The sequence below is a fragment of the Leifsonia sp. LS1 genome, assembly GCF_020521355.1.
In the GTDB taxonomy this organism is placed as follows: domain Bacteria; phylum Actinomycetota; class Actinomycetes; order Actinomycetales; family Microbacteriaceae; genus Leifsonia.
Map to the genome: position 1 here is coordinate 291,859 of NZ_BPER01000001.1, position 21,092 is coordinate 312,950.

Annotated in this window: 18 protein-coding genes; 10 read left to right on the forward strand and 8 right to left on the reverse strand. The window is 71.9% G+C overall.

All coding sequences use genetic code 11. The features are described 5' to 3' along the window. Positions 1 to 26 precede the first annotated feature (26 nt). On the forward strand, positions 27 to 449 hold the full coding sequence (locus LLS1_RS01495) for a hypothetical protein (RefSeq protein WP_226653285.1): 423 nt from the start codon (positions 27 to 29) through the stop codon (positions 447 to 449). On the opposite strand, the gene LLS1_RS01500 is transcribed toward LLS1_RS01495, so the two are convergent. Both LLS1_RS01500 and LLS1_RS01505 read right to left on the reverse strand, forming a co-directional pair. Then, positions 379 to 2,826: an HAD-IC family P-type ATPase gene (locus tag LLS1_RS01500; protein ID WP_226653286.1), complete on the reverse strand. Its 2,448-nt coding sequence runs from the start codon at positions 2,824 to 2,826 to the stop codon at positions 379 to 381. The genes LLS1_RS01495 and LLS1_RS01500 overlap by 71 nt on opposite strands. A 25-nt stretch (positions 2,827 to 2,851) precedes the next feature. After that, positions 2,852 to 5,866: a glycoside hydrolase family 38 C-terminal domain-containing protein gene (locus LLS1_RS01505; protein WP_226653287.1), complete on the reverse strand. Its 3,015-nt coding sequence runs from the start codon at positions 5,864 to 5,866 to the stop codon at positions 2,852 to 2,854. A gap of 203 nt (positions 5,867 to 6,069) precedes the next feature. Here LLS1_RS01505 and LLS1_RS01510 point away from each other — a divergent pair, with 203 nt between their 5' ends. Continuing rightward, positions 6,070 to 6,387: a hypothetical protein gene (locus LLS1_RS01510; RefSeq protein ID WP_223358534.1), complete on the forward strand. Its 318-nt coding sequence runs from the start codon at positions 6,070 to 6,072 to the stop codon at positions 6,385 to 6,387. 42 nt (positions 6,388 to 6,429) lie between these two features. Here LLS1_RS01510 and LLS1_RS01515 read toward each other — a convergent pair whose 3' ends face one another. Beyond that, on the reverse strand, positions 6,430 to 7,518 hold the full coding sequence (locus LLS1_RS01515; protein WP_226653288.1) for a hypothetical protein: 1,089 nt from the start codon (positions 7,516 to 7,518) through the stop codon (positions 6,430 to 6,432). Positions 7,519 to 7,791: 273 nt separating this feature from the next. On the opposite strand from LLS1_RS01515, the gene LLS1_RS01520 reads away from it, so the two are divergent. The 3 genes from LLS1_RS01520 (at position 7,792) to LLS1_RS01530 (ending at position 11,477) form a co-directional block, all read left to right on the forward strand. After that, positions 7,792 to 10,149, forward strand: coding sequence for a M1 family metallopeptidase (locus LLS1_RS01520; protein ID WP_226653289.1), 2,358 nt, complete (start codon positions 7,792 to 7,794; stop codon positions 10,147 to 10,149). A gap of 153 nt (positions 10,150 to 10,302) precedes the next feature. Continuing rightward, entirely contained in the window at positions 10,303 to 10,566 is a 264-nt protein-coding gene (locus LLS1_RS01525) for a Rho termination factor N-terminal domain-containing protein (protein WP_223358529.1), read from the forward strand. Between the two features lie 53 nt (positions 10,567 to 10,619). Next, positions 10,620 to 11,477 (forward strand): hypothetical protein, encoded by an 858-nt coding sequence (locus tag LLS1_RS01530; RefSeq protein WP_226653290.1) that lies wholly within the window; start codon positions 10,620 to 10,622, stop codon positions 11,475 to 11,477. 91 nt (positions 11,478 to 11,568) lie between these two features. Here the strand turns inward: LLS1_RS01530 and LLS1_RS01535 are convergent, their stop codons facing one another. The 3 genes from LLS1_RS01535 to LLS1_RS01545 all read right to left on the reverse strand — a co-directional run bounded on the left by LLS1_RS01535 (position 11,569) and on the right by LLS1_RS01545 (position 14,202). Beyond that, positions 11,569 to 12,276: a hypothetical protein gene (locus LLS1_RS01535; protein ID WP_223358527.1), complete on the reverse strand. Its 708-nt coding sequence runs from the start codon at positions 12,274 to 12,276 to the stop codon at positions 11,569 to 11,571. Continuing rightward, the gene (locus tag LLS1_RS01540; RefSeq protein WP_226653291.1) at positions 12,273 to 13,853 is read right to left on the reverse strand and encodes an FAD-dependent oxidoreductase; all 1,581 of its coding nucleotides are present in this window, start codon (positions 13,851 to 13,853) and stop codon (positions 12,273 to 12,275) included. Before LLS1_RS01540 ends, LLS1_RS01535 begins: the two co-directional genes overlap by 4 nt. A gap of 73 nt (positions 13,854 to 13,926) precedes the next feature. Beyond that, the gene (locus LLS1_RS01545; protein ID WP_226653292.1) at positions 13,927 to 14,202 is read right to left on the reverse strand and encodes a hypothetical protein; all 276 of its coding nucleotides are present in this window, start codon (positions 14,200 to 14,202) and stop codon (positions 13,927 to 13,929) included. Positions 14,203 to 14,373: 171 nt separating this feature from the next. Between LLS1_RS01545 and LLS1_RS01550 the strand changes: the two genes are divergently transcribed. Both LLS1_RS01550 and LLS1_RS01555 read left to right on the forward strand, forming a co-directional pair. Continuing rightward, positions 14,374 to 14,985 (forward strand): flavodoxin family protein, encoded by a 612-nt coding sequence (locus LLS1_RS01550; RefSeq protein WP_226653293.1) that lies wholly within the window; start codon positions 14,374 to 14,376, stop codon positions 14,983 to 14,985. A 22-nt stretch (positions 14,986 to 15,007) separates the two neighbouring features. Beyond that, on the forward strand, positions 15,008 to 15,805 hold the full coding sequence (locus LLS1_RS01555; protein ID WP_226653294.1) for a putative protein N(5)-glutamine methyltransferase: 798 nt from the start codon (positions 15,008 to 15,010) through the stop codon (positions 15,803 to 15,805). On the opposite strand, the gene LLS1_RS01560 is transcribed toward LLS1_RS01555, so the two are convergent. Next, a complete protein-coding gene (locus LLS1_RS01560) occupies positions 15,777 to 16,787 on the reverse strand; it encodes a CPBP family intramembrane glutamic endopeptidase (protein WP_226653295.1) in 1,011 nt (336 codons plus the stop codon). The two genes, LLS1_RS01555 and LLS1_RS01560, sit on opposite strands and share 29 nt — an antisense overlap. Next, positions 16,784 to 17,416 (reverse strand): DUF3887 domain-containing protein, encoded by a 633-nt coding sequence (locus LLS1_RS01565; protein WP_226653296.1) that lies wholly within the window; start codon positions 17,414 to 17,416, stop codon positions 16,784 to 16,786. Before LLS1_RS01565 ends, LLS1_RS01560 begins: the two co-directional genes overlap by 4 nt. A gap of 122 nt (positions 17,417 to 17,538) precedes the next feature. On the opposite strand from LLS1_RS01565, the gene LLS1_RS01570 reads away from it, so the two are divergent. The 3 genes from LLS1_RS01570 (at position 17,539) to LLS1_RS01580 (ending at position 21,092) form a co-directional block, all read left to right on the forward strand. Next, the gene (locus LLS1_RS01570; RefSeq protein WP_226653592.1) at positions 17,539 to 18,336 is read left to right on the forward strand and encodes a tryptophan-rich sensory protein; all 798 of its coding nucleotides are present in this window, start codon (positions 17,539 to 17,541) and stop codon (positions 18,334 to 18,336) included. Between the two features lie 159 nt (positions 18,337 to 18,495). Further along, the gene (locus tag LLS1_RS01575) at positions 18,496 to 19,893 is read left to right on the forward strand and encodes an APC family permease (protein WP_226653297.1); all 1,398 of its coding nucleotides are present in this window, start codon (positions 18,496 to 18,498) and stop codon (positions 19,891 to 19,893) included. A 74-nt stretch (positions 19,894 to 19,967) separates the two neighbouring features. Continuing rightward, the gene (locus LLS1_RS01580; RefSeq protein ID WP_226653298.1) at positions 19,968 to 21,092 is read left to right on the forward strand and encodes an FAD-dependent oxidoreductase; all 1,125 of its coding nucleotides are present in this window, start codon (positions 19,968 to 19,970) and stop codon (positions 21,090 to 21,092) included.

Sequence of the window (21,092 nt, forward strand, 5' to 3'; positions counted from 1 at the left end):
TTTTTCGTACCCCGTATGATCCGAGCATGACGCGTGCGCGAGCGGCGAGGCCCCCGGCGGAGCTGGTGGTCGCGATCGTCCTGTCGTACGTAGTCGGGATCGGGCAGATCCTGGTCGGGATCGCGCTCGTCTTCGTGCGCTATCTGCCCGATCTCGACGGCACGGACCGTTTCGTCGTGACGTTGATCGGTGCACTGACGATGCTTCTCGGGCTGCTCGTCGTGTCGTTGGCCTCCGGTCTCGGGCGGGCGCGTCGGGATGCGCGCGTCCTGCTCACCGCGCTGATGGGCGTCTCCGCGGCGCTCGGCGTCTACGTGCTGGTCACCGCGGGCGACGACGTGTGGTTCCGCGGCATCGACGTGGCGATCACGGGCGCCGTCATCGTTGTGCTGTGGACCGGGCGAGTGGCGCGGTTCTTCGCACGAAGCGACGGTGCGCGAACCGGATGATCTCGATGGCGCCGATGGTCGCCGCCGACACCACCAGCACGAGGGCCGCCGTCACGAAGGACGGGTCGGCGAACTGCACGAAGTCGTAGACGATCGGCACCGAGTAGACCAGCACGAGGCCGACCATCATCGCGCCGATGATGAGGATCTTCCAGCCGTCGATGGGGCGTGAGAGCACCGTCAGCACCCACAGGCCCACGATCGTCAGGATGAGTGTCGAGCCCGTGCGGAGCTCCTGCTCCGGGATGCCCGATGCGGTCGCCGCCCACGCGTACAGCCACAGGGCAGCCGCGATCACGAGGCCGGCGGGAACGGCGAAGCTGAGCGAGCGGCGCAGGAAGCCCGGGCGGTAGCGCCTCGCGTTCGGCATGAGCGCGAGGAAGAACGCGGGAAGTCCGATGGTGAGGCCGTCGATGACGGACAGCTGGCGCGGGAGGAAGGGGAACTGCATCAGCGTCGCCCCGAACAGCACCGCCAGCGCGGTCGCGTACGCGGTCTTGGTCAGGAACAGCATCGAGACGCGCTCGATGTTGGCGATGACCTGCCGCCCCTCCGCCACCACCGACGGGAGGTGCGAGAACTTGCCGTCGAGCAGCACCAGCCGGGCGACGGCCTTGGTCGCGGGGGAGCCGGTCTCCATCGCGATGCCGATGTCGGCCTCTTTGATCGCGAGCGCGTCGTTGACTCCGTCGCCGGTCATCGCGACGGTGCGACCGGAGGCCTTCAGCGCGAGCACGATGCGCTTCTTCTGCGTGGGGGTGACGCGTCCGAAGACGGTGTGCGCCTCCAGCACGCTCGCGAGCTCGGCGTCGTCCGCCGGCAGCTCGCGTGCGTCGAAGCCGTCGGGTGCGTCGAGGCCGACCTCGCGGGCGATGGCGGCCACCGTCTGCGGGTTGTCGCCCGAGATGACGCGCACGGCGACATCCTGCTCGGCGAAGTAGCGGAGGGTCTGCGCGGCGTCGTCGCGCACCTTCTCGCGGAACGTCAGCAGGGTGACGGGTTCGAGCGCGGCAGGCAGCCGCTCGGCGGCGACATCGTCCGGCGCGAGCACGGCCGGGGAGTGGGCGAGCACGAGGGTGCGGCGTCCGGTGGCGGCGAGCTGCACCGCCCGCGCCCGCAGACGGCCGCCCGCATCGCCGACCCCGCCCGCCGGGAACACCATCTCCGGTCCGCCGAGCACCCACGTGCCTTCCGCCTCCCCGCCCGCCGGGAAGGCGACCGCACTCCATTTGCGGGCGGAGGAGAACGGGATGCGTCCGCTGGGCGGCGCGGCGACAGGCCGTGCGTATGCGGCGGCGAGGCAGCGCGCCGTCGCGTTCGCATCCGGGTCGGTACCGTTCCAGGCGAGCACGGCCTCCCAGTCGGCGGGCGGCGCGGCCGTCGGATCGTCGGCGAGGGGATGCGCGCCGTCGAACACGATCTCTCCCTCGGTGAGCGTCCCTGTCTTGTCGAGGCAGATCGTGTCGACGCGTGCGAGTCCTTCGACCGCGGGGAGCTCCTGCACGAGCACCTGCTGACGGGCGAGCTTCACGGCGCCGACGGCGAACGCGATGCTCGTCATCAGCACGAGGCCGAGCGGGATCATCGCGACGACCGCAGCGATCGTGTTGACGGCGGCCTGCTGCCAGCGCCCGTCGGCGACCGCGTGTGCCCACCCGCCGAGCGCGATCATCTGGGCGTTCAGGACCAGGAGGGCGATCGGGCCGACGATCCAGGCGATCCAGCGCAGCACGCGGTCGATGGAGGAGCGCAGCTCGCTGGTCACGAGGGAGAACCTCTTCGCCTCGCTCGCGAGCCGGTTCGCGAACGAGTCGGCCCCGACCGCTGCGATGGTCGCCGCCCCCTCGCCGCCCACGACGATCGACCCCGAGAGCACGCGGTCACCGGGTGCCTTGTCCACCGCGTCCGACTCGCCCGTCAGCATCGACTCGTCGAGTTGGAGGCGTGACGACGCGGTCACGACACCGTCGGCGGGCACCTGGTCCCCGGCGCGCAGCAGCAGGACGTCGTCGAGCACGACCTCGGCGACGGGGATCTCGCGCACCTCGCCGGCTCGCCGCACCCGGGCTGCGGGGGCGTGCATCAATGCGAGCTTGTCCAGCGCCGCCTTGGCCCGGAACTCCTGCACCGATCCGATGATCGTGTTGGCCAGCGCGCTGATTCCGAACAGCGCGTCCTTCCAGTGACCGAGCACCAGCAGCACCAGGAAGCACGCGGCGATGATCGCATTGAACAGCGTGAAGACGTTCGCCCGGACGATGCTCCACGCGCTCCGGCTCGACGCGGCGTCGTAGGCGTTGGTCTGCCCGCGTTCGACGCGGTCGCGCACCTCCGCCTCCGTCAGCCCAGCGGACTCCGCGACCGCCTGCTCGACCATGCGTCCCTCCGCTCCCGCGTCCGTGTCAGCGTACGACAGGCGCGAAGCGCAGCGTCCGCACCTCGAACGGCGAGAGCGCGAGGTCGAACGACCCGTCGACGGCGGTCTCCAGGCCGGCGAGGGGCTCCTCGAGCAGCGTCGCGGTGTGCGCGCCGGTCACCGCCGCATCCACCCGGAGCCGTGCCGTGGCGCGCTGCCCGGCCGGCTCGTACAGGCGGACCACGAGGTCGCCGCTCCGGTCGTCCGCCAGCTTCACCGCGGAGAGCACGGCGCCGCCCTCCACCGTCACGAGCGGAGCCACCTCCCGGCCGCCGGTGAGGGGACGCGCGTCCTGGTTGAGCAGGATGCCCGCGTCGGTCGCGCTCGCCAGGGTCGCTCCGATCAGGAGGCCGTACCGGTGCGTCTGGACGCCCTGATCCGTCTCGGGGTCCGGGAAGCGCGGGGCGCGCAGCAGTGAGAGGCGCAGCGTCGTGACCACGTCGCCGTCGGTCACCGCGCGTTCCGTGTCGTAGCCGTAGACCGAGTCGTTGACGAGGGCGACGCCGAAACCGGGCTCCTCGACGAGCACGAAGCGGTGCATCGACGTCTCGAACTTCGCGGCCTCCCACGACGTGTTCGTGTGCGTCACCCGTTTCTGCGCCCCGAACTGCGTCTCGGCGATGGTGTGCTCCGCACGGACATCGAGCGGGAAGGCGACCTTGAGGAACTTCTCCGTCTCGTGCCAGTCGGTCGACTGGGCGATCTCGAGCGTCCGCGAGGCCGGCGCGAGCGACAGCGTCTGCTCGACCGTCGACGCGGAGAACGACCTCCGGACGACGACGCGGGCGACGCCGTCGCTGCCGACCCCGGCGTCGATCGCGTCGACGTCGCGGATGTCCTGGACGCGGTTGCGGTAGAAGCGGTCCACGTCCCATGCGTCCCACATGTTCGGGAAGTCCTGGTGCAGTTGCAGGAGGTTCGCCTCGTGTCCGGGCGCGATCGCGTCGCGGCCTGTGGCGAGGTCGACGGCCGAGGTGACGAGCCCCTCCCGGGACACGGCGACGCGCACGAGCGCGTTCTCCAGCACGAAGCCGTCCGCGGTATCGGCGAGCCGCACGGCGGGTCCGCCGTCGCCCGCCGGGGCGATCCCGTACGGCGCGACCGTTCCGAGCGCGGCCGCCGCCGGGTTGGCCACGAGCGGGACGTCGCCCTCGCCGATGAGGGCGTTCAACGCGGTTCGGATGAGACCCTGCAGCTCGGACACGACCTGCGCGTAGGTGGCGACGGCCTCCCGGTGCACCCAGGCGATGGAGGTGCCGGGCAGGATGTCGTGGAACTGAAGCAGCAGCACCTGCCGCCACAGCGCGTCCAGCCGTTCGTAGGGGTACGGCTCGCCCGTTCGGAGAGCGGCGGCCGAGCACCACACCTCGGCCTCGACGAGCAGGTGCTCGGCGCGGCGGTTGCCCTGCTTGGTGCGGTGCTGCGACGTGAGCGTCGCGCGGTGCAGCTCGAGGTAGAGCTCGCCGACCCACACCGGGGGAGCGGGGAGTTCGGCGCGCGCCCGGTCGAAGAAGGCGTCGGGGTGCTCCCAGCGCACGCGGGCGCTGCCCTCGAGGTCGGCCAGACGCGCGGCCTTGCCGACCATCTCGCGGGTGGTCCCGCCCCCGCCGTCGCCCCAGCCGACCGGGGCGATCGACCCCGTCGCGCGGCGGTTCTCGCGGAACTGCCGCGACGCCTTCGCGACCTCCTCGCCGGAGAGCCGCGAGTTGTAGGTGTCCATCGGCGGGAAGTGCGAGAACACCTGGGAGCCGTCGATCCCCTCCCAGAGGAAAGTGTGGTGCGGGAACGTGTTCACCTGGTTCCACGAGATCTTCTGGGTGAAGAACCACTCGAACCCCGCCCGGCGCATCAGCTGGGGAAGGGCGGGCGAGTAGCCGAAGCTGTCCGGCAGCCAGACGCCCTTCGGGGCGATTCCGAACTCCTCGCGGAAGAACCGTTGCCCCTGGGTGAACTGCCGCACCAGGGCCTCCCCGGTCGGCATCACCGTGTCGGACTCCACCCACATGCCGCCCAGCGGGAGGAAACGCCCGGCGGCGACCGCGGCCACGATGCGCGTCCACACCTCGGGCCGGTGCTCCTTCACCCACGCGTACTGCTGCGCGCTCGACATCCCGTAGAGGAAGTCGTCGGTCTGGTCGATCAGGTCCGTCATGGACGATGTGGTCCGTGCCACCTTGCGCACGGTCTCGCGCACCGGCCACAGCCAGGCCGAGTCGATGTGGGCGTGGCCGATGGCGGAGATCCGGTGGGCGGACGCGTCGGCCGGCGCGGACAGCGCGGGGGCGAGCGCCGCACGTGCTGCGGCAGCCGTCTCGGGGATGCGCTGCAGATCGAGCGCGTCGAGCGCGTCGTCGAGCGCCTGCAGGATGCGCATGCGGCGCGGCCCCTCCGGCAGCTCGGCCTGCAGCTCCAGCAGCACCTCGACATCCAGCGCCAGCTCGTGCACCTCCGACTCGAAGACGGCCACGTCGATGCGCCGGGTCGTGTAAAGCGGAGCGCGCGACGAGGTCAGGATGTCGCCCTCCCGCGTCGGCAGGAACGGGTGGTAGTCGAGCAGCACCGGGTTGGCCGCCGCCTCCACGTACAGCTCGACGGTCTCGCTGCCGACGGCCTCCTCCGCGATGAGGATCCACTGGTTGCGGGGGTTGAGTGACTTCACCGGGGAGCCGTCGGCGCGGAAGACGAGACCCTCGCACTGGAACCCCGGCATGTTCACGTCGAAGCCGAGGTCGGCCACCACCTCCACACGACGGCCCGCCCACTCCGCGGGCACCGTGCCGGTCAGCCGGAACCAGGTCGTGCTCCAGGCCGGCCCCCACGGGGTCCCGAGCGCATACGGCGCGTAGTCCAGGGCCAGGCCCTCGGCCGGCGGGATGGGCTCACCGGGCAGCGCGTTCCAGGCGACCTCGAGCGGCACGGAGACGCCGTGCACGGCGGGGAGGATGCGCTCGTCGAGCACGCGGCGGGCGCGGCCCGTGGTGAGGGGGATGTCGTCGTGCATGGGTGCCTTCGGCTTCGGAGAACGTGCCCTGCGGGTCCTTCGGGCCGACCCTCCTGCCGAGGCTATCCGCCCGACGCGTGAGCGATCAAGGGCCGCCGCGTGCGAGGCGTCTCGTCCGTTCGCAAACCACGAAGACGCCCCGCAGTCAATCCCCCTGACAAACGCACCTGAGCGTGGCATCTGTGAGGCACACTATGAACATCATGGGAAAACTCCTCTACGGCTCAGGTCAGGAATACGACCTGGATGATCGCGTGCTGAGTCACGTCAAGCTCGCGATCGTGGCCAAGCTGCGCCGGCACGAGAGCTTCCTCCTCAACTGGGACGTGCCGGTCGAGCAGGGCTCCGGCCGGGTCTCCCTCTGGATCAGCCGCGAGGTGCCGCTGGCCTTCCACTTCAGCGGCAGCCGCCCTCCGGCGATCAACACCCAGTGGCTGGAGGCCCTCATGCACACCTCGCAGCGCACCGGCGGCATGGTCGTCATGGCCGAGGACGAGATCGGGCAGCACCTGCCGGGCTGAGCGCGCCCGGCCCGGCTGAGCGTGCCCGGCCCCTGACCTCCTCTACCGGAACATCATCTTCTCGTAGAGGGTGCGGCCCGTGACGTGGTCCGTGAGGTCGTCGAGGGCGATGTCGAGCTCGAGGTCGGCGTTGAAGTCGTAGTACATCGGGTGCTCGCCGGCGTGGAGCGCCTTCGAGAGGCCATGGCGCGGCGTGCGCATGTCGAGCGACTCGATGAGGGTGGGGTTCGTCGCGGTCATCGTGATGGTGCCGCGCTCCGACGACCAGGTCCATTCCATGCGGGTGGGGTAGGTCTGGTGGCCCGGGCCGTCGACGTCGGCGCTCGTGGTGAGGCGCAGCGGGAGCAGGTCGTCCGTGATGATGCGGTCGGCCGTCGCGAGGTAGAAGGTGGGGATGTTGATCTCGCCGAAGCCGAAGAGGCCCTTGGTGGTCATCCGCACGTAGACGACGGTGTAGTCGCCGACGTGCGCGCGACCCCAGTACCAATGGTCGAGGAACGAACCCATCAGGTGGTTGCCCCAGTTGTGGTCGTGGTATGCGCTGCCGGTGAGGGAGGCCGTCGTGCCGTTCTGCGCGATCGTCGCCGAGACCGTCCCGTACGGCACCGGCACGACCCAGGCGAGGAAGTGCGTGCGTGCGGAGTCGAAGTAGCTGATGCCGGCGCCGGGGCGCCACGAGGGCGCCGCACGGTCGATGGTGACGTCGGCGGTGATCCCGTCGGCTTCGATGTGGATGTCGTAACGGTCCAGGTCGCCCGTCACGGTGTTGGGGCCGATGCGCACGTCGCAACGGTCGGCGGCGGCGCTGAACTCGGTCGCGTCGAAGTGCGGCTCCAGGTGCAGTCGCGTGCCGTCGGCGAGCTGGCGGATGATGAGCACGGTCGGGGTGAGCGGGCCGGACGGGTCGGTGTGCGGCTTGTTCGAGAACGTGACGACCAGGGTCGATCCGTCGTCGAACTGGCAGTCGAAGTACCACCACTCGAAGGTGCTGTCGGCGGTCCCGGTCGCACGGTACCCGTCCTCCCACACCTCGATGGTCGGCGTCAGGCCGAGAGCGGTCATGCCCTCCACCTGGCCGGCGGCCATCTTCTCGCGGACCTCAGCGGTGTCAGGGATGTCGTGAGCGGTCATGCAGCCAGGGTCGTGGATGGGGCGGCGCGCGGACAAGGACCGCAAGAGGGGGTCGCAGGAGCCACGAGGCGCGCTCCCTGAGAGAAGACTCATGTTCGTAACAAACGTCCGATACGGTGCTCCTCACCGAATGTTCACGCTCGCATGCAACGACCGTGCGTGAAGGCGAGACTCCTCGCAAAGAACCCCCGCCACAAGCGCTCAGCACCTCCCTGCCCCACCCGTGCGGTCGCCCGACCGCGCGCTCGGACGACGCATCCCCTGGAGGACCCGTTGGAACCCCGGAACACCCCCACGCGACGGAGGCTGGCACGCTCGCTGGCCGCCGTCTCCGCGGCCGCGCTGATCGGCGCGACCCAGATCCCTCTCGCCACCGCGGCCTCGGCCGCCGACGGAACGCCGGGCGCGACCGCCATCGGCGACTCGCTCTTCCGCGGCATCGGCAACGGCGGCTACGACGTCACGCACTACGACGTCTCCCTCGCCTTCAATCCCGACAAGTCGATCACGGCGACGACCGTCATCAGCGCGACGGCCACCCAGGCGCTCTCCTCGTTCTCCCTCGACTTCGAGGGCCTGACGGTGTCGTCCGTGCTGGTGAACGGCACGCCCGCCGCCTTCACGCGCACCAGCGACCCGAGCATCAGCTCCTACAAGCTCGTCATCACGCCGACCTCGACCCTCACCGGCGCCTTCACGGTGGCGGTGGCGTACGCGGGCACCCCGGTCACCCACGTGGACCCGGACGATTCGAGCGAGGGATGGGTCGCCACATCGGACGGGGCCACCGCGATCGGCCAGCCGGTCGGGAACATGACGTGGCTCCCGAGCAACAACACGCCCGCCGACAAGGCCACCTACGACATCACGATCGACGCGCCCACGACGATCGACGGCGTCTCGGCCGCGGCCGTCAGCAACGGCGAGCTGGTCTCCAAGACCCCGAGCGGCGACGGCACCCGCACCTCCTGGCACTGGCGGCAGAGCCGGCCGATGGCGACGGAGCTCGCGATGATCACCATCGGCAAGTACCTGGTCTACGAGTCGGACATCGCCCTCGCGGTCAGCGGCCGCACGATCCACGAGTGGACGTTCGTCGATCCGGCCGTCAGCACCGCGAACCAGGCGACCATCCAGACCCGCCGGGCGGCGCTGCCCGAGATCCTCAACTACCTCGAGTCGAAGTACGGCGCCTACCCCGGCGGCAGCACCGGCTTCGTCGTCGACATCACGAGCCTCGGATATGCGCTCGAGACCCAGGACCGCCCGTACTTCGAGCGGTCGGTCTCCGCGAACACGTTCATCCACGAGCTCGCGCACCAGTGGTTCGGCGACTCGGTGACGCCGGCCGACTGGAACAGCATCTGGCTCAACGAGGGTCCCGCCACCTTCATCCCGACCCAGTACAGCCAGGACCACGGCAGCGCGACGACCACCGCCTCCAGCCTCTTCGGCACCTGGAACTCGACGGCCGCGAGCAGCGCCCGCTGGACCATCCCGCCGGCGGCGATGACGGACCCGGCCGATCTGTTCGACTGGCAGGTGTACACGCGCGGTGCGATGACGCTGGAGGCGCTCCGGCAGTCCGTCGGCCAGACCGCCTTCGACGGCATCATGAAGACGTGGGTGCAGCGCTACGCCGGACAGAGCAAGACGACGGAGGACTTCATCGCCCTCGCCCAGGAGCTCTCGGGACGCGACCTGACCGCGTTCTTCCAGGACTGGGTGTACGACGCCGACAAGCCGGCGTGGCCGTCCGTCTGGACCCTCGGGCTCGCCTCCGACCCCGCCGACGGGCAGGTCGCCCCCGGCCAGACGCTGACGTACACGCTCACGGCGGCCAACACGGGGCAGATCGCGCTGAGCGGCGCCACGGCATCCGTCGACCTCGCCGACCTGCTGGACGACGCCGCGATCGACCCCGTGACCCTGCCCGCCGAGCTCGCCCTGAACGGCACGACGCTCACCTGGAGCGTGCCGGACACGGCGACCGGCGCCACGGCTTCCATCGCGTTCGAGGCCGTCGTCTCCGCGACCTCCTCGGGCGGCACGCTCGCCGTCACCGCGTCGGCCGGTGCGCTGGGCGCCAGTTGCGCGACCTGCGCCTCCACACTGAGCACTCCGGTGATCCCGGAGCCGGACCCGATCGAGGAAGGCGACCTGACGGACGCCACCCGCGGGCCTGTGCGCGTTCCCGACACGGCGGCGCCGGGGAGCACGGTGAATGTCACGATCATCGGCGGTGCGAACGAGGGCGAGACCGTCACTCCGGTGCTCTTCTCGGCCCCGCGGGCGCTTGCGACCGCCGTCGTCGAGGGTGGCGCCTTCTCCGTCACCATTCCGGCGGATGCGCCCCTCGGCGCTCACAAGCTGGCAGTGGTCGACGCGCAGGGCGCGCTGATCGGCTGGGACGACCTGACCCTCGTCGCGGCGGCCGGCTCCGACGACCCGGGGTCGCCCTCGACCGGGGCGGCGGGCGGCGACGCTCTCGCCAGCACCGGGTCGTCCGTGACGCTCCCGCTCGGCGTCGCCGGCGCGGTGCTGCTCGCCGGGGTCGCGGCCCTTCTCGTGGCCGCCTGGCGCCGCCGCGTGGCCGCCCGGATCGTGGTCGAGGGCTCTGAGCAGGAGTAGCCCTCGATCGCAGCAGACGCGCCGTCCGGTCACCCGACCGGGCGGCGCGTTCGTGCGCGCTGGGCGGTCAGGCGTCCGCCGCCCGGGCTGACCCCCTGACGATCGCTCCGTCGCGGGGTACCGTGCCCGTCGGGACAACGGAAGGAGTGCCGCATGCCAGGACGACAGCCGACGCTGAAGGACGAGGAGCTGTACGAGAAGCTCCGCGACGAGGGCAACTCGAAGGAGAAGTCGGCGCGCATCTCCAACGCCGCCGCGGCGCGCGGGCGGAAGTCGGTCGGCCGGAAAGGCGGCGAGTCCGGGTCGTACGACGATTGGACGGTGCCGGAGCTGAAGAAGCGTGCGAAGGAGCTCGGCCTGACGGGCTACTCGAAGAAGACGAAGAGCGAGCTCATCTCCGCGCTCCGCGATCACTGACCCTCTCGATCGCCGAGCCCCTCGGCTCGGGTCGCCGCGCGTATGCTCGCGGCATGGATCTGAGGGAGGTCGCCGAGGAGCTCTACGCGAGCGCGCCCGCCGCGTTCGTCGAGCGCCGCAGCGCCGCGGCCCAGGAGGCCGACGACCGTGACCTCGCCCGGCGGATCCGGGCGCTCCGCAAGCCGACGGCCTCCGCAGCCGCCCTCAACGCGCTCGTGCGGGACGATCCGGACGCGGTCCACGACGTGCTCGAAATCGGCGACCGCCTGCGCGACGCCTTCGCCGCCCGTGACCGTGCGGTGATCCGCGAGCTCACCCGCGAACGCCAGCGCCTGCTGCAGGTGGCGACCCGCGGCCTCAGGCTCAGTGCTGCGGTCGCGCGGGAGGTGGAGGAGACCCTGCAAGCGGCCGTCGTCGACCCGGCGGCCGCGGCGGCGGTGCGTAGCGGCATGCTCCTGCGTTCCCTCGAATCCACCGGTGTCGACGAGGTGGATGTGTCGGACGCCGTCGCGCTCCCCGTCGACACGAGCGCGGCGCCTTCGCGTCGCCCGCCCCGCTCGGCGAAGCAGGCCGCCGTGAAGCAGGCCGCCGGCCAGAAGGCCGACGAGGCGCCGCGCGAGACGGCGAGCGAACGACGCGAACGCCAGCGCCGCATCCGCACCGCCGAGAAGGCGCTGGAGCGCGCACGTGCCGACGCAGACGGCCTCGACGACGAGTTGGATGCGGAGGTCGACCGCCGCACTGACCTCGAAGGAGAGCGGGACACCCTCGAACGGCGTCTGGAACGCACCACCGAGGAGCTCGCGGAGGCGCGGGCCGTCGAGCGGGATCTCCGCAGGCGCATCACGGCGGCGCAGGCCGCCCTCCGCGACGCCGAGCGCGCCCTCCGCGACGCCCGCGCCGACGCCTGACCCGCGCTCCCGCGCTCGGCGAGACGGCTCGAAATACGCGAAAAAGCGCCGAGGCGGCCCATAATCGGCCGCCTCGACGCTTCGAGGAGGGTCAGGCGCGCGGGGCCTTCGACGCCTTGACGGCGGCGAAGTACTCCGTCGAGGGGCGCAGCCAGAGGAGCACCACGGCGACGATCGAGGCGACGACCTGCAGCGCGCCGAGGCCGTAGCCGGCGAGCAGGTTGAGCAGGGAGAGCGCGGTCAGCACGGTGAGCACGATGCGCGCCCAGTTCGCCCCACGGCGGGCGAAGAACGCGAACAGCACGAACACGATCGCCCAGAAGATCAGGGTGACGATCGCCCACGTGATCCCCACCGCGATCGCGCCGTCGACGAACTGGTCGGTCGTCACACCGCGCAGATCGGTGGAGCTGCTCCGGAGGCTGTCGATCAGCTGCTGGCGCGTGTTGCCGACGACGACCACGGTGATGATGCCGCTGATGACGCTGAAGAGCGCCGATGCGACATACAGCCAGAACGCCGTGTTCACGGTGGTCGGCGGCGCACTCGGCGCGGCGACGGGAGCGCCCGGGGTCGCCCCGTAGGCCGGGAAGGCCGGCGGTGCGGGGGGAGCCGGGGGCAGATCGGCGGCCGGAGCGGCGGGCGCGACCGGCTCGGCCGGGGGCACGGGTGCCGGCGCGGCGGCCGGCTCCGGAGCCGCGGGAGCCGGCGGGACGGGCGGTGCCGGAGGGACGGCGTCCGAGCCGGCGGGGCCGCCCGCCGGCTGCTGGGGCGTGTTCTCGTCGTTCGGAATAGTCATGCGGCGACCATACTGCGGGATGGACGCATCTGCCTAGCCTTCTGCGCGGGGTGCCGCATCCTGGTCCTCCCCCGCGTGGCCCAGCGGCGTTGCGACCGCGGCGAGCGGAGCCGTGGCCGGGCCTTCGAGCACCGAGCCGTCCGTGCGAAGCGGGAGCCGTGCAGCGGACAGTCCCAGGAGAGTTCCGCGTCGTTCCAGCGGACGACCCCTCCGAGGTGCGTGCAGACACCGGACACCGCGCACGACGCACCGCCCACCGTGGAGACCGCGACGGGCTCTGCGCCGCGGCGGCCGACCCTCCCGGTGCCCTCAGCGGGCGCCGCTGCGTCGGCGATGTCGGGGGAGGTCTCGGCCGCGGTCCACGCCGCGGCGGCGGAAGCGCCCGCGGCGGCGTTGATGCGGGCGCCTTCGGCGAGGTCCCCGGGCCTGGTGACCCGGTGGTGGAGCACGCGCGCCCAGTCGATGGTCTCGCCGGTCAGGTCGGCGGTGAGGCTCAGGGCGGCGGCGACCGCGTTCGTCATGCCCCACTTGGCGTACCCGGTCGCGAGGAACAGCCTCCCCCGTCCGCGCGGCAGCCAACCCACGAACGGCACGTGGTTGGCCGACCGGTAGTCGTGCGCGGCCCACCAGCGTGTGCGCCGCGCCCCGGGGAAGTGCTGCTCCGCCCAGGCCGTCAGCTCGGCGACCTTGCGGGCGGGCGAGCCGGCGCGGCCGGTCGGATGCCCGTTGCCGCCCACCAGCAGCAGGTCGCCGTCTCCGTCCGCGGCCTGGCGGAGGGACCGCACCGGCGACTCGGCGGAGAGGTGCATGGAGCGGGGGATCGGGCCGGGCACGCGGAACGCGGCGAGGTACGAGCGCTCCGCGGCGGTCTTCGCGAAGTAGAGTCCGCGGTCGAGGATGGGGGTGCCGGTCGCGATCACGACGTGATCGGCCCGGGTGCGCCCGGAGGCGCTCGTCACGACTGCGGGGTCGGCGGCCGACACGTGCGTCACCCGTTCGCCTTCGATGAGTCGCCCGCCCAGCCGGCGCAGCTCGGCCGCGAGCGCGGCGAGAACCCGCATCGGGTCCACTTGTGCCTGACCGGCGAGTGCCAGGGCGCCGTCGACGGGGAAGGGCAGCTCCGAGATCTCCGGTCGCGTCGCCGGCAGTCCGGCGGCGTGGAGGGCCGCGAGCTCGGCGTCGAGGAGGTCGATCCCGTGCCGCGTGGTCGCGTAGGTGACCGCGTCCCGTACCTCGTAGGGTGTTCCCTGGGCGTCGAGGAAGTCGAGCAGCCAGCCCTGCCCGGCGACATTGCCGTCGACGTAGGCGGAGAGCACACGGTCGGAGGTGCGGCGCCGGATGCCCGCGAGGGTCGTGCCCTGCAACAGGCTGACCTTGCCCGTCGAGCCGCCGGTCGTCACCGCGCCGACGGTGCGCGCCTCGAGCACGACGACCCGCATCCCGGTGCGCGCGAGCATCACCGCGGTCGCGATGCCGGTGAGGCCGGCTCCGACCACGATCGTGTCGTAGCGGCCGTCTCCCTCGAACGCGTCGGTGGGGATGACCGGGGCCGTGTCGTGCCAGAGAGTGGTCGTCATGCGGGGCAGCATCCTCCCGCATCCCGCGCTCGGGAAGCGGTTGACAGCGGGCGCGGCCCGAGGGTGCCCGGGCTCAGGAGAGCGAGTCGAAGTCGAACCAGAAGGCGTCGTCCTCGTCTTCCCCCGCGGCGTGAGCGGCGGGTTCTCGGGGGATGGTCGCCGTCTCGATCCGCACCTTCGTCTGACTGGTGACGAACACTTCGGTCGGCGGCCGGCTGGACTGCGTGATCGCGACGAAGTCGCCGTCACTCCTGCTCGCCTGCACGACCAGCCGCTTGAGCTCGTCGACAGGGGCCCGATCGACGAACGTGAAGCGCAGCTCGTCGATGTAGACGTGGAACACCTGCATGCCTCTGCCGCTCGCTCTCCGTCGGTCGTCTGCCTCACCCGGGGCCGTCCCGCCCGATAGTACGCGGGGTTGGATGTTTCGCCAGTGCAGTTCTGCATCCGCGCCGTTCGTCCAGGGCGGAGTCGTGTCAACCCGGTTGTGTCCGGCCGCGGTGAGGGGTTGCGTGCGGGCATGACAGACAGCACACGAACCCTCAGCGCTCTGGCCCTCGTCTGCACCCTCAAGCCGTCGCCGGCCGAGTCGAGCAGCCAGCTCCTCGCGACCCAGCTCCTGGACGAGCTCTCGGCACATGGCGTCACCGGGACCGCGGTGCGCGTCGCCGACTACGACGTCAGGCCGGGCGTGGGGCTCGACGAGGGCGAGGGTGATCAATGGCCGCAGCTGCGGCGTCAGATCATCGACTCCGACATCCTCGTGATCGTGTCGCCCACGTGGATGGGGCATCTCTCCTCCATCGCTCAGCGCGTGCTCGAGCGCCTCGACGCCGAGCTCTCGGAGACCGACGACGACGGCCGGCCGCTCGTCGAGGGGAAGGTCGCGATCGCGGGCGTCGTGGGGAACGAGGACGGCGCGCACGCCATCATCGCCGACCTCTTCCAGGGGCTCAACGACGTCGGCTTCACCGTCCCGTCGCAGGGTGCGACCTACTGGAACGGCGAGGCGATGCAGGCCGTCGACTACAAGGACCTCGACGAGACCCCGGAGGCCGTGGCGGGTACCAACGCGACGGCCGCGAAGAACGCCGCGCATCTCGCGCGGCTGCTGGCCGAGAAGCCGTACTGAACTCCGCGGCTAGCATGGCGGGGTGACCGGATCCGAGGCGCGTCCCCGCCCCGCACTCGTCGCCCGGCTGCGGGCGGCGGGCTGCGTCTTCGCGGAGGAGGAGGCGGCGCTCCTGATCCAGGCCTCTGCGGGATCGGCCGCCCGTCTCGAGCTCCTCGTCGCGCGCCGGGTGGCCGGTGAGCCTCTGGAGCCGCTGCTCGGCTGGGTGGAGTTCGCCGGTCTGCGACTGCACGTCGAGCCCGGCGTCTTCGTCCCGCGGCGGCGGACCGAGAGGCTGGCGGAGCGCGCCGCGGCCGAAACCGTCGCCCGGGCGCCGGCGACCGCCCTCGACCTCTGCTGCGGCATCGGCGCGATCGGAGCCGTGATCGCCGACCGGGACCCGGATGCCCGGCTCATCGCGGCGGACATCGACCCGGCCGCCGTGCGCTGCGCCCGGGTCAACCTCCCGCACGCCACGGTCGTCGAGGGAGACCTGTTCGCGCCTGTGCCGCCGCACCTGCGCCGACGGTTCGATGTCATCGCGGTGAACGCCCCGTACGTCCCTACCGGCGCCATCCCGAGCCTGCCTCCCGAGGCCCGCGACCACGAGCCCGTGGCCGCCCTGGACGGCGGGGACGACGGCCTCGACCTGCATCGCCGTATCGCCGCCGAGGCGGAGGCCTGGCTCGCCCCCGACGGACTCCTCCTCATCGAGGCGAGCGCCGACCAGGCACCCGCGAGCGCGGCCCTCTTCGCCGCCGCCGGCTTCGCCGCAGCGATCGAACGCGACGACGAACGAGGCTCGACCCTCGTCACCGTGCGGGCAGCGGCGCCCTCCTGACCAGCGTCGGCTGGCGGCGGAACTGGCCGCAGAGCACGAGCACGACGGCGATGGCGGTGCAGACGATCCAGCCGGTCCAGCCGAGGGGGAGCAGAGCGGCGGGCGAGGCCGGGGATCCGGCGGCGAGCAGCAGAGCGCCGACCCCGGCGGACGCGTTGAAGGCGCCGTGGGCGAAGACGGCGGGCCACACGGATCCGGAGCGGAGGCGGAGCCAGCCGATGAGCACGCCGTAGGCGGTGCAGCCGAGGGTCATCAGCAGCACGCCCAGGAGGTTCGGCTCGCCGAAGTTGTAGCCGAGCAGGATGATCGGACTGTGCCAGAGGCCCCACAGCGCGCCACTGATCAGGAGCGCCGGCCAGGTGCCGAGCGGGCGGAGGCTGGGGAGCAGCCAGCCGCGCCAGCCGAGCTCCTCGCCGACGGTCGCGACGCTGTTGATCAATGCGCCGAACGGGATCGTCAGCAGCTGGACCAGCACGAGGACGCCGATCGGTAGGGGCAGTTCCTGCTGCACACCGGCGGCGGCGAGCTGGGAGTGCAGCAGCTCGGAGAAGCCGGAGAAGCCGGTGAGGTCGAGCCGGACGGCACCGAACGCCGCCGCCAGGAACACGGCGGCCACCGAGACGAGGATGGAGCCGAAGATGCCGGCGAGCGAGAGGCCGATGAGCCGCCAGGCGGGGCGCAGGGGCCACATCCCCAGGTATTCCGGCACCGATCGTGGACGCGGGCGCTGCACGAGGAACACGGCGACCAGGGCGCCGATGGTCGGGGTGAACATCATCGCGATCAGGAGCACGCCCGCGAACGAGGCGGTGAGGCCGCCGCCGAGCCAGAGCGGCAGAGTCACCAGCCAGGCGAGCCCGAAGGCGACGACGACATAGGCGACCACGGCGAGCCACGGCACCCGCGGCGGGCGATCGGGGCGTGCGCCTGCAGCGGCTCCGGTGACGCCGTCGACGGCGGCGGCGGGCTGCGCGGCGCTCATGCCACGCCTCCCGACGACTCGGCCAGCTGCGCCGGGTCGAGCACGAACAGGCCGCCGACCCGCCGGTCGGGATGCAGCGACACCCGTCCGACCATCTCGCCCGCCTCGAAGCGGAGCGGCACGTCGACCACCGTCAGATCGCCCATCCGGCGCGCCACGGGCTCGTCCGCGGCGTCGAAGGCCCCGACCGCGCTGGCGATCTGCGCCCAAACCGCGCCCAGTCCGGCCGCATCCAGCCCCTCCGCCATGTGTTCGTCGAAGCGTGCGACGACGGCGTCGTACCGGCCGGCGGCAAGTTCGCCGAAGATCTCGGTCGCCAGCGCGTCGGCGCCGGCCAGTGGTGTCGTGTCCATGGGTTCTCCTGTCCGCGGATCCACGGGATGCCCGAAGCGCTGGAAGGCCGCCTGCCTGCTCGTGCCGAGCGTGCGGCCGAGGTCCTGCCAGGTCGCCCCGGCGGCGCGCGCCGCGTCGACCAGGGCGGCGAGAGCCGCGTCGGCGTCGGCGCGCAGGGCGACCGCATGCGCGACCAGCTCGAGCCACTGCCCCCGGTCGGCCGCGTTGCCCGCCTGCTCGGCCAGCGTCCTCGCGGCGGCCGCGAGCGCGGCCACCGTATCCCGCTCTGCTCTCATCGTGTCAAGGCTACCTTGACACGCGCGCATCCGCATCAGCCTTCTCGGGAGCCCGGCTGCGGTCTACTGTGACGGGCGTGAGCACCCTGACCGCGCGCGATGCCGGATCCGCGACCCGACCGATGGCGGCCGACCGCGTCCGTCAGATCGCGGTGATCGCCGCCGCGGCGGCGGCCGTCGTCGGGGCGGCGGTGGGTTCCGGGCTCCTGGGCGGGACCTCCATCGCCCGCGCGGCCGGCGGCGCCCTGAGCGCCGACGCGACGCTCGTCGCGCCCGCCGGGCCCGCGTTCGCCGTCTGGTCCGTGATCTACGCAGGCCTCGTGCTCTACGCGATCTGGCAGGCGCTCCCCTCGCAAGCGTCGCGCGCGCGGCAGCGGGCCGCCGGCTACTGGATGGCCGCCTCGCTGCTGCTCAACGCCGCCTGGATCCTCGTGGTGCAGGCGGGCCTCCTCGCGCTGAGCGTGGTCGTCATCGCCGCGCTGCTCGTGGTGCTCGTCGTGACGTTCGCGCGCCTGCTCGCCCGGCCGGGCGGCACGACCGCCGACGCGGTGCTGTTCGACGGCGTGGCGGGCCTCTACCTCGGCTGGGTGATGGTCGCCACGGTGGCGAACGTCGCCGCGGGGCTCACGGCGGCCGGGTTCGACGGGTTCGGCTGGAGCGTGCACGCGTGGGGCCTCGCGGTCGTGGGGGTGGTGGCCCTGCTCGGCTGTGCTCTCGCGCTCTGGGACGGCGGGCGACTCGCCCCCGCCGCATCCTCCGCCTGGGGTCTCGCCTGGATCGGGGTCGCCCGCCTCGACGGAGCCCTCCCGTCGGCGCCTGTCGCCGCGGCCGCGTTCGCGGCGGCCGCCCTGATCGTGCTGGTGGCGGTCGCGGCGCGGGTGGCCCACCGCTCCCGGCCGTCCCGCCGCACTCGACGCTGAGAGTCCTCACAGACGGATTCCGCCGTGAAATCGCTGAATCACGGCGTTTTCAGTGGTGATTCGCCGATTCTGCAATGCGATCAGTCGAGATTCGATTCGCCGATCGCTGCGCGCCGTGCGTACTATGGCTCGTCTCGTCGACTGAGCGAAGGAGCTCGCGTGCCCTCACCCACCGCACCCACGTCACTGCGCCGGTCCCTCGGGCTCTGGGCGATCGTCGGGCTCGGGCTGGGGTACATGACGCCGATGACCGTGTTCGACACGTTCGGGATCGTCACCGGCGAGACGAACGGGGTGGTGCCCTCCGCCTACCTCTTCGCTCTCGTCGCCATGGTGTTCACCGCGCTGAGCTACGGGCGGATGACGCGGGTCTACCCGTCGGCGGGTTCCGCGTACACGTACGCCTCCGAGACCATCCACCCCACCGTCGGCTTCCTGGTCGGCTGGTCGTCCCTCCTCGACTACCTGCTGCTGCCGCTCGTCAACGCGCTCATCGTGCGGCTGTACCTCGAGTCGTTCTTCCCGCAGGTCCCGGGGTGGATCTGGGTGGTCGGCTACGTCGCCGCCATCACGGCCATGAACCTGTTCAGCATGTCGTCCACCTCCACGGTCAACGGCATCCTCGTCGCCTTCCAGATCGTGCTCATCGGTGTGTTCGTCGCCCTGACCTGGGCGGCGCTCAACTCCGGGGCCGGCACGGGCACGGCGTTCAGCCTGGCGCCGCTGTTCCACTCGGGCGTGCACCTGACGGCCGTGATCGGGGGCGCGACGGTCGTGTGCTTCTCGTTCATCGGCTTCGACGCGATCACGATGTACACGGAGGAGGCCAAAGACACCCGGACGGTGCCGCGCGCGATCGTGCTCGCGCTCCTGATCGGCGGAACGATCTTCTTCGTGGCGGCATGGTTCGCGCAGTCGCGGTTCCCGACGATGGCGGGCTTCGACTTCACCGATGACACCCTGCCCGAGATCGCCCTCAAGACGGGCGGACTGCTCTTCCAGATCCTCTTCATCTCCGCCGCGGTCGCGGCCGCCGTGGCTTCGAGCCTCGCCTCTCATGCCAGCGTCTCCCGCATGATCTTCGTGATGGCGCGCAACGGCAGCGGACGCATCTCGCGCTTCCTCTCCTACGTGCACCCGCGCTTCCGCACCCCGTCGACGGCCGTGCTCCTCGTCGGCGCCGTCTCGCTGCTCGCGGCGGCGTTCACGCTGGAGTTCGTGTCGTCGATGATCAACTTCGGTGCGCTGATCGCCTTCACCGTGGTGAACGCCACCGTCATCATCCACTTCGCGTTCCGTCGCAAGGAGCGGCGCGGCGCGGCGCAGATCCTGCGCAACATCGTGCTGCCGGGCATCGGGATGGTGCTCACTGGCGTGCTCTGGGTCAACCTCCACCTCGACGCGCTCGAGTACGGCCTCGTCTGGCTGGCGATCGGCATCGTCACCCTGCTGGTGCTGACCCGCGCCTTCCGCAAGCCGCTGCGCGTGAAGCTGGACGAGGACGGCGACGCCGCCATCATCACTCGCGAGGGGGCGCCGGCGGAGAAGGCGCGGTAGCCGCGTGCGCCGCCGTCGGCGGGCGACGTGACGCGCTCAGTGTCCGCGAGACCGCGGCCGGTAACGTGTGGCCCATGACCGTCGACACCATCGTCATCGGAGCCGGCGTCGTGGGCGCCGCAGCGGCTCGCTCCCTCGCCGAGGCCGGCTCCCGCGTGCTGCTGCTCGAGGCGTTCGACCGCGGGCACGACCGCGGCTCGTCGCACGGCGCCAGCCGCATCTTCCGCCACGGCTACGACGCCGCGGACTACGTACAGCTCACCGTGCGCGCCGCCGCGGGCTGGCAGCGGCTGGAGAGGCAGACGGGGCGCACGGTCTTCGATCGCACCGGCGCCCTCGACCACGGCGATCCGCGTGCGCTCGACGCCATCGCCGCCGCCATGACGGCGGAGGCCCTCCCCTCCGAGCGTCTGCGGGGCTCCGAGGCGGCGGAGCGCTGGCCCGGATTGCGGTTCGAAGACGACGTGCTGTTCAGCCCGGGCGGGGGCAGGCTGCGCGCTGCGGACGCGATCGATGCGCTCCTCGACACGGCCGCGGCGGCCGGAGCAGACCTGCGCTTCGGTGTGCGGGTGGCGTCCATCGCCAGCGACGGGGACGGTGTCGTCGTGACGGCGGACGACGGCGTGCACCATGCCGCCCGTCTGGTGATCGCCGCGGGCTCGTGGACACCGGGGCTCGCGGGCGGATGGCTCTCGCGCAACGGTGCCGCGCTCCCCGACCTGCGCGTGACCGAGGAGCAGCCCGCGCACTTCCCGCTGCTGCCCGGCCCCGCATCCGACGAGGGCGTCTGGCCGAGCTTCGTGCACCATCCCACCGACCCCGAGGTTCCGAGCGTCTACGGCCTGCTGACCCCGGGCGAGGGGGTCAAGGTCGGCGTGCACGGCGGCGGCCCCGTCGTCGACCCCGACGACCGCGACCGCACCATCGACCTGGTGCGCTTGGAACGCCTGCAGAGGTACGTCGCCGAATGGGTCCCCGGTGTCGACGCGTCCCGCCCCGCCTCCATCAGCTGCCTCTACGACACCACGCCCGACTCCGACTTCGTGCTCGACCGCGTCGGCCCGGTCACGGTCGCCGCGGGTTTCTCGGGCCACGGGTTCAAGTTCGGCCCCGCGCTCGGTGACGTGCTCGCCCGGCTCGCCCTGCACGGCGAGCGCGCGCCGGAGCGGTTCCGGCTGGCGGTGGCGTCGCCGGGTTGA

Coding starts and splice junctions, on each gene's coding strand:
- LLS1_RS01495 (WP_226653285.1), top strand. CDS start 27: ATGACGCGTGCGCGAGCGGCGAGGCCCCCGGCGGAGCTGGTGGTCGCG.
- LLS1_RS01500 (WP_226653286.1), bottom strand. CDS start 2,826: ATGGTCGAGCAGGCGGTCGCGGAGTCCGCTGGGCTGACGGAGGCGGAG.
- LLS1_RS01505 (WP_226653287.1), bottom strand. CDS start 5,866: ATGCACGACGACATCCCCCTCACCACGGGCCGCGCCCGCCGCGTGCTC.
- LLS1_RS01510 (WP_223358534.1), top strand. CDS start 6,070: ATGGGAAAACTCCTCTACGGCTCAGGTCAGGAATACGACCTGGATGAT.
- LLS1_RS01515 (WP_226653288.1), bottom strand. CDS start 7,518: ATGACCGCTCACGACATCCCTGACACCGCTGAGGTCCGCGAGAAGATG.
- LLS1_RS01525 (WP_223358529.1), top strand. CDS start 10,303: ATGCCAGGACGACAGCCGACGCTGAAGGACGAGGAGCTGTACGAGAAG.
- LLS1_RS01530 (WP_226653290.1), top strand. CDS start 10,620: ATGGATCTGAGGGAGGTCGCCGAGGAGCTCTACGCGAGCGCGCCCGCC.
- LLS1_RS01535 (WP_223358527.1), bottom strand. CDS start 12,276: ATGACTATTCCGAACGACGAGAACACGCCCCAGCAGCCGGCGGGCGGC.
- LLS1_RS01540 (WP_226653291.1), bottom strand. CDS start 13,853: ATGACGACCACTCTCTGGCACGACACGGCCCCGGTCATCCCCACCGAC.
- LLS1_RS01545 (WP_226653292.1), bottom strand. CDS start 14,202: ATGCAGGTGTTCCACGTCTACATCGACGAGCTGCGCTTCACGTTCGTC.
- LLS1_RS01550 (WP_226653293.1), top strand. CDS start 14,374: ATGACAGACAGCACACGAACCCTCAGCGCTCTGGCCCTCGTCTGCACC.
- LLS1_RS01560 (WP_226653295.1), bottom strand. CDS start 16,787: ATGAGCGCCGCGCAGCCCGCCGCCGCCGTCGACGGCGTCACCGGAGCC.
- LLS1_RS01565 (WP_226653296.1), bottom strand. CDS start 17,416: ATGAGAGCAGAGCGGGATACGGTGGCCGCGCTCGCGGCCGCCGCGAGG.
- LLS1_RS01570 (WP_226653592.1), top strand. CDS start 17,539: ATGGCGGCCGACCGCGTCCGTCAGATCGCGGTGATCGCCGCCGCGGCG.
- LLS1_RS01580 (WP_226653298.1), top strand. CDS start 19,968: ATGACCGTCGACACCATCGTCATCGGAGCCGGCGTCGTGGGCGCCGCA.